The organism is Kocuria rhizophila (assembly GCF_003667225.1).
Classification (GTDB): Bacteria; Actinomycetota; Actinomycetes; order Actinomycetales; family Micrococcaceae; genus Kocuria; species Kocuria rhizophila.
Genome location: NZ_RCOM01000114.1, coordinates 1 through 5710, shown reverse-complemented (window position 1 = coordinate 5710; position 5710 = coordinate 1). Strand labels below are relative to the sequence as shown.

Here is a 5710-nt window from a genome sequence, read left to right as displayed (position 1 = left end):
CACCGAAACGCCCCCACCCCGCACCACAGAGTTTTCGAGTCGTCGAGAAAGAAGCGATCGTCATGAGCATTGCCGCACACTCCTCCGGGCGCACCATGTCGGTGGCCGTCCGCACCCTGATCGTGCTCACCCTGCTGCTGGGCGTGGGCTACACCGCGGTGGTCACGGGGCTCGGGTACCTCGCGTTCCCCGAGCAGAGCCACGGGTCCATGATGACGGACGGCAACGGTGAGGTCCGGGGGTCCTCGCTGATCGGTCAGTCCTTCACGGACGCGGACGGCAACCCCCTGCCGCAGTACTTCCAGTCCCGGCCCTCGGCCGCCGGGGACGCGGGATACGACGCGGCGTCGTCCTCCGGCACCAACTGGGGCCCCGAGAACGAGAACCTGGTGGAGGCCATCACCCAGCGCAAGCAGGCGATTGCGGAGCTCAACGGGGTGCCCGAGTCCGAGGTCCCCGCGGACGCCCTGACCGCCTCCTCCTCCGGTCTGGACCCCCACATCAGCGCGCGCTACGCGGACATCCAGGTGGAGCGCGTGGCCCGGGAGCGGGGTCTTCCGGTAGAACAGGTGCGGGAGCTCGTGAGCCAGCACACCAAGAAGCCCGATCTGGGCTACGTGGGTGACCGCGTGGTGAACGTGGCCGAGCTCAACCTGGCACTGGACGAGACGAGGCACTGACATGACCGCACCGGGGCGGCTGAGGGTGCTGCTCGGCGCCGCCCCCGGCGTGGGCAAGACGTGCACGATGCTCGCGGAGGGCAGGCGGCTGCTGGCCGAGGGCAGGGACGTGGTGATCGGCGTCGTGGAGACCCACGGCCGCGCGGCCACCGCCGCCATGACCGATGGTCTGCCCCAGGTTCCCCGGCTGCGCACCCGCTACCGGGACGTGGAGCTCGAGGAGATGGACGTGGCCGCCGTGCTGGAGCGCGCCCCGGACATCGCCCTGGTGGACGAGCTCGCCCACACCAACGCCCCCGGCTCGGCGCACGAGAAGCGCTGGGAGGACGTCCAGCAGCTGCTCGCCGCGGGGATCGACGTGATCTCCACGGTGAACGTGCAGCACATCGAGTCCCTCAACGACGTGGTGGAGCGGATCACCGGCGCGCCCCAGCGGGAGACCGTGCCGGACCGGTTCCTGCGCGGCGCGCACCAGATCGAGGTGGTGGACCTGGCACCCCAGGTGCTGCGGGACCGGCTCGCAGAGGGGCTCGTGTACCCCGCCGAGCGCGTGGACGCGGCGCTGTCCCACTACTTCCGGCTGGGCAACCTCACCGCGCTGCGCGAGCTCGCGCTGCTGTGGCTCGCGGACGAGGTGGACCAGGCGCTCATGCACTACCGCCGCGAGCACGACATCGACGGCACGTGGGAGGCCCGCGAGCGCGTCGTCGTGGCCCTGACGGGCGGGCCCGAGGGCGAGACCCTGCTGCGCCGCGGTGCCCGGGTGGCGGCCCGCTCGGCGGGCGGTGACCTGCTGGCCGTGCACGTGATCGCGCAGGACGGCGTGCGCGCCGACAACCCCGCGGCACTCGCGCAGCAGCGGGCGCTCGTGGAGAAGCTCGGCGGGACCTACCACCAGGTGGTGGGGGACGACGTCCCCGCGGCCCTCGTGGAGTTCGCCCGGTCGGTCAACGCCACGCAGCTGGTGCTGGGCACCAGCCGCCGCAGCCGGCTCGCGGCGGCCTTCACGGGCCCGGGCATCGGCGCCACGGTCACCAAGGAGTCCGGGGAGATCGACGTGCACATGGTCGCCCACGCGCAGGCGGGCGGGCAGTTCACGCTCCCGCCGCTGGGCGGTGCGCTCTCCGCACGACGCCGCGTGCTCGGCTTCCTGGTGGCGCTGCTGGGCGGTCCGGCGCTCACCGTGGCGCTGGCCGGGGCGCGCTCCCCGGACGCCATCACGAGCGACGTGCTCGCGTACCAGCTGCTCGTGGTGGTCGTGGCGCTCGTGGGCGGGATCTGGCCCGCCCTGTTCGCGGCGGTGCTCTCCGGGCTCACCCTGGACTACTTCTTCATCGACCCCGTCCACACCATCACCATCGCCGACCCCCTGCACCTGCTCGCGCTGATCCTCTACACGGTGATCGCGGCACTCGTGAGCTTCGTGGTGGACCGCGCGGCCCGCTACACCCGCACCGCCCGCCGGGCCGCCGCGGAGTCCGAACTGATCCAGAGCATCGCGGGCAGCGTGCTGCGCGGCGAGGACGCCGTGCAGGCGCTCGTGGACCGCGCGCACGAGGTGTTCCGCGTTCCGGGGGTGCGCATCATGGCGGGAGACACGGTGGTCGCGAGCGCGGGGGACGTGGAGCCCGGGGACGAGCCCACGGTCATGCCCCTGGACGGCGGGGGTGCCCTGGAGCTGCACGGCGGGCACCTGGCCTCGTCCGAGCGGCGGCTGCTGAGCGTCGTCGCCGTGCAGATGAGCGCGGCCCTGGAGCGGCAGCGGCTGCAGGCGGCGGCCGAGGAGATCGGGCCGATCGCGGCGTCGGACCGGGTGCGCGGTGCGCTGCTGTCCGCGCTGAGCCACGACCTGCGGCGCCCGCTGGCGTCCGCCACGGCGGCGGTGGGCGGGCTGCGCGCGGCCGGGGACTCGCTCACACCGGAGGACCGGCAGGAGCTCATGGACACCGCGGACGAGAGCCTCACCGCGCTGGCCACCCTGGTCAACGACCTGCTGGACGTGAGCCGCGTGCAGGCGGGCGTGCTGTCCCTGGGCACCACGTCCACGGACCCGGCGGACTCGGTGGCCTCCGCGCTGGACGAGCTGCAGCTGGGGCCCTCCGAGGTGCGCCTGGACCTGGCCCACCACGGCGCCACGGTGCTCGCGGACCCGGTGCTGCTGCAGCGCGCGCTCGTGAACCTGCTGGCCAACGCCGAACGGCACACCCCAGAGGACGTTCCGGTCTCGGTCACCACCAGCACGTTCGCGGACCGCCTGGAGATCCGCGTGATCGACCACGGGCCGGGGATCGCACCCGAGCGCCACGACGAAATGTTCGTGCCCTTCCAGCGCCTCGGGGACACGGACAACACCACGGGCCTGGGGCTCGGGCTCGCGCTGTCCCGCGGTTTCGTGGAGGCAATGCAGGGCACGCTCACCCCGGAGGACACCCCGGGCGGCGGGCTGACCATGGTGGTCTCCCTGCCGCTGGAGACGCTCGGGACGACGACGCCGCCCGCGGACTCCGCGCCCGAGGCGCCGGTCGCGCGCGGGGCGGGGACAGCGGCGTCGTCCGCCGGGACCGACGAACGGGAAGGGGCGCACTGTGAAGATCCTCATCGCGGATGACGACCCGCAGATCCTGCGGGCGCTGCGGATCATCCTGGGGGCCAAGGGCTACCGGGTGATCACGGCGGCGAACGGCGCGGAGGCCGTGAGTGCGGCGGTGGACGAGCAGCCGGACATGTTCCTGCTGGACCTGGGGATGCCGCAGCTGGACGGCATCGAGGTGATCCAGGGGATTCGGGGCTGGTCCCAGGCGCCCATCCTGGTGGTCTCCGGGCGCACGGGCGCGGCGGACAAGGTGCAGGCGCTGGACACCGGCGCGGACGACTACATCACCAAGCCGTTCGCGATCGACGAGCTGCTGGCCCGCATCCGGGCGCTGACCCGGCGGATCCCGCAGGAGAAGACCGTGGCGGCCGCGCGGCTCGGGGACGTCACCGTGGACCTGGCCACCCACAGCGTGACTCGGGCGGTGGCGGGCGGGGTCAAGCAGATCCGGCTCACGCCCACGGAGTGGCAGGTCATGGAGGTGCTGCTGCGCAACGCGGGCAAGCTGGTGACCCGTCAGACGCTGCTCACCCACGTGTGGGGCACCGAGCACGTGCAGGACAGCGGGTACCTGAGGCTCTACATCTCGCAGCTGCGCAAGAAGCTGGAGGCGGACCCGGCCAACCCCCGGCACATCCTCACGGAGCAGGGCATGGGGTACCGGCTCGCCGATGTGGAGACCTGACCCCCCCAACCGACCCGGACCGGCCCGGGGGCGAGAGGATGTGTGCTCACAGCTCGCCCGACAGTCGGCCGAACCCCCGGACAGGCCGGGCGCCGGCCCACAGGGGGTCAGACCGGGGTGGGGTCGAGCGCCGGAGTGCGCCGCTTCTCGAACGCCCGCCCGATCAGCGGGGCGGTGAGCCCGTGGAGCATCACGGACAGGAACACCAGCATGACCACGGCCTGGATGATGATGTTCACCTGATCCTCGTCCCCCTCCTGGATGGCGAGCAGCGCGAAGACGATCGAGGCGATACCGCGCGGACCCAGCCACGCGACCGTGGCACGCTCGGGCCACGTGAGGCGGGAGGGCGTCGTCGCCAGGAAGACCGGGACGGCGCGGCCGAGCGTGAGGGCGATGAGCACCACCAGGGCCACGTCCCACTCCGGGCCCACCTGGATGACCAGCGCGGTGAGCTGGCCCAGCACGAACCAGATGGGCATGATCGCGAAGGTGGCCACACCCTCGGTGAACTCGAGCAGCTCGTGGAGCAGGTCCCCCACCACGGTGCGGAACACGAGCCCGGCGATGAACGCGGCCACGAAGCCGTTGGCGGAGACCTGCATGGCCAGGGTGTAGGCCAGCAGCGGGGTGGCCAGGGTGACCAGGCGCAGGGCGGGGATCTCCGCCCAGCCGTGGGTGTGGGCCAGGCGGATGCCCCAGCCCAGGGCGGCACCCACCACGGCACCCACCACGAGGGCCATGACGAGCGCGGGCACCAGGGCCACGAGCGCCTCCCCCGGGTCCTCGGCGTGCTCGCCCTGCCCCAGGACGGCCAGTCCGAAGAGGAAGAAGGGCGCCACGATGGCGTCGTTATAGCCGCTCTCCACGTTCAGCAGGTTGCGCACGCGCGCGGGGATCCGCCGGTCCTTGACCAGGGAGGAGGCCGGGGCGAGGTCGCTGGGCACCAGGATGCACGCGAGCACCAGGCACAGGGAGAGCCGCACGTCCGGGAGCAGGTAGGCGGCCACGAAGAACATGACGAACAGGCTCAGCGGCAGCGCCAGGAACAGCATGCGGAACACGGGGGTGCGGTTCTTGTGGGGGGCGTCCTTGATCTCCAGGGCGTCCAGGAACAGGAGGAGTGAGAGCACCACTTCCACGGTGCGTTCCACCCCGGTGCTGGTCAGGGACTCGATCAGCGGCTCCGAGGTCTCCCACCCGGCCGCCATGCCCAGCAGGATCAGGGCGATGGGCGCGGTCACGTACCAGCGGGTCATGCGCCCGGAGACGAGCGACCACACGACGATGGCGGCCAGGATGACGGAGGCCGTGAGGAACATGGGCGCGAGGCTCCGGATTCGTCGAGGGACGGGGTGTCAGCGGACGGCGGGCCAGGTGTCCCGGTGGGCGTCCGGGATCATTTTGCCACCTGCCCGGCGAGCCGACGCATGCGGCTCCGGGGTCACCTCCCGCCGTGCCCGGGGGCCCTGCCCACGCATCTCGGCCGCGGGGCGTGTCAGCCCTGGCGCGCCTTCATGCGGGGGTTCTTCTTGTTGATCACGTACGTCTTCCCGCGGCGGCGCACCACCTGCGAGCCGGGAATCTTCTTGAGGGAGCGGAGGGAGTTGCGGACCTTCACGGGGGTCTCCTTGCGTCGGGGCTTTTGCGAACGGTTCTCAGATTACCATTCGCGCCCCCGCACGGGACGACGACGCCGCACGCGGGCTCCCAAGCGCCCCGCACCCGGGCGGGGGCGCGAATGGTAATCTG

At 72.2% G+C, this 5710-nt stretch carries 5 protein-coding genes; 3 read left to right on the top strand and 2 right to left on the bottom strand.

What is annotated here, in order from left to right; all coding sequences use genetic code 11:
• Positions 1–62: 62 nt before the first annotated feature.
• Genes kdpC through D9R02_RS11075 form a run of 3 tightly spaced genes read left to right on the top strand, consistent with a single transcriptional unit; the run spans position 63 to position 3958 of the window.
• Positions 63–680 carry a potassium-transporting ATPase subunit KdpC gene (gene kdpC / locus D9R02_RS11085; protein WP_121566921.1) on the top strand — a complete coding sequence of 206 codons (618 nt, stop codon included), beginning with the start codon at positions 63–65 and terminating at the stop codon, positions 678–680.
• Position 681: 1 nt separating this feature from the next.
• Positions 682–3288 (top strand): ATP-binding protein, encoded by a 2607-nt coding sequence (locus tag D9R02_RS11080; protein ID WP_121566920.1) that lies wholly within the window; start codon positions 682–684, stop codon positions 3286–3288.
• Positions 3266–3958: a response regulator gene (locus D9R02_RS11075; RefSeq protein ID WP_121566919.1), complete on the top strand. Its 693-nt coding sequence runs from the start codon at positions 3266–3268 to the stop codon at positions 3956–3958. Before D9R02_RS11080 ends, D9R02_RS11075 begins: the two co-directional genes overlap by 23 nt.
• A 107-nt stretch (positions 3959–4065) precedes the next feature.
• Here D9R02_RS11075 and D9R02_RS11070 read toward each other — a convergent pair whose 3' ends face one another.
• Both D9R02_RS11070 and ykgO read right to left on the bottom strand, forming a co-directional pair.
• Entirely contained in the window at positions 4066–5280 is a 1215-nt protein-coding gene (locus D9R02_RS11070) for a cation:proton antiporter (protein WP_121566918.1), read from the bottom strand.
• Between the two features lie 176 nt (positions 5281–5456).
• A complete protein-coding gene (gene ykgO, locus D9R02_RS11065; protein WP_039100650.1) occupies positions 5457–5579 on the bottom strand; it encodes a type B 50S ribosomal protein L36 in 123 nt (40 codons plus the stop codon).
• Between the last annotated feature and the right edge of the window lie 131 nt (positions 5580–5710).

What these genes read in the sequence shown, in the direction of transcription:
- kdpC (WP_121566921.1), top strand. Translation starts at nt 63, where the DNA reads ATGAGCATTGCCGCACACTCCTCCGGGCGCACCATGTCGGTGGCCGTC.
- D9R02_RS11080 (WP_121566920.1), top strand. Translation starts at nt 682, where the DNA reads ATGACCGCACCGGGGCGGCTGAGGGTGCTGCTCGGCGCCGCCCCCGGC.
- D9R02_RS11070 (WP_121566918.1), bottom strand. Translation starts at nt 5,280, where the DNA reads ATGTTCCTCACGGCCTCCGTCATCCTGGCCGCCATCGTCGTGTGGTCG.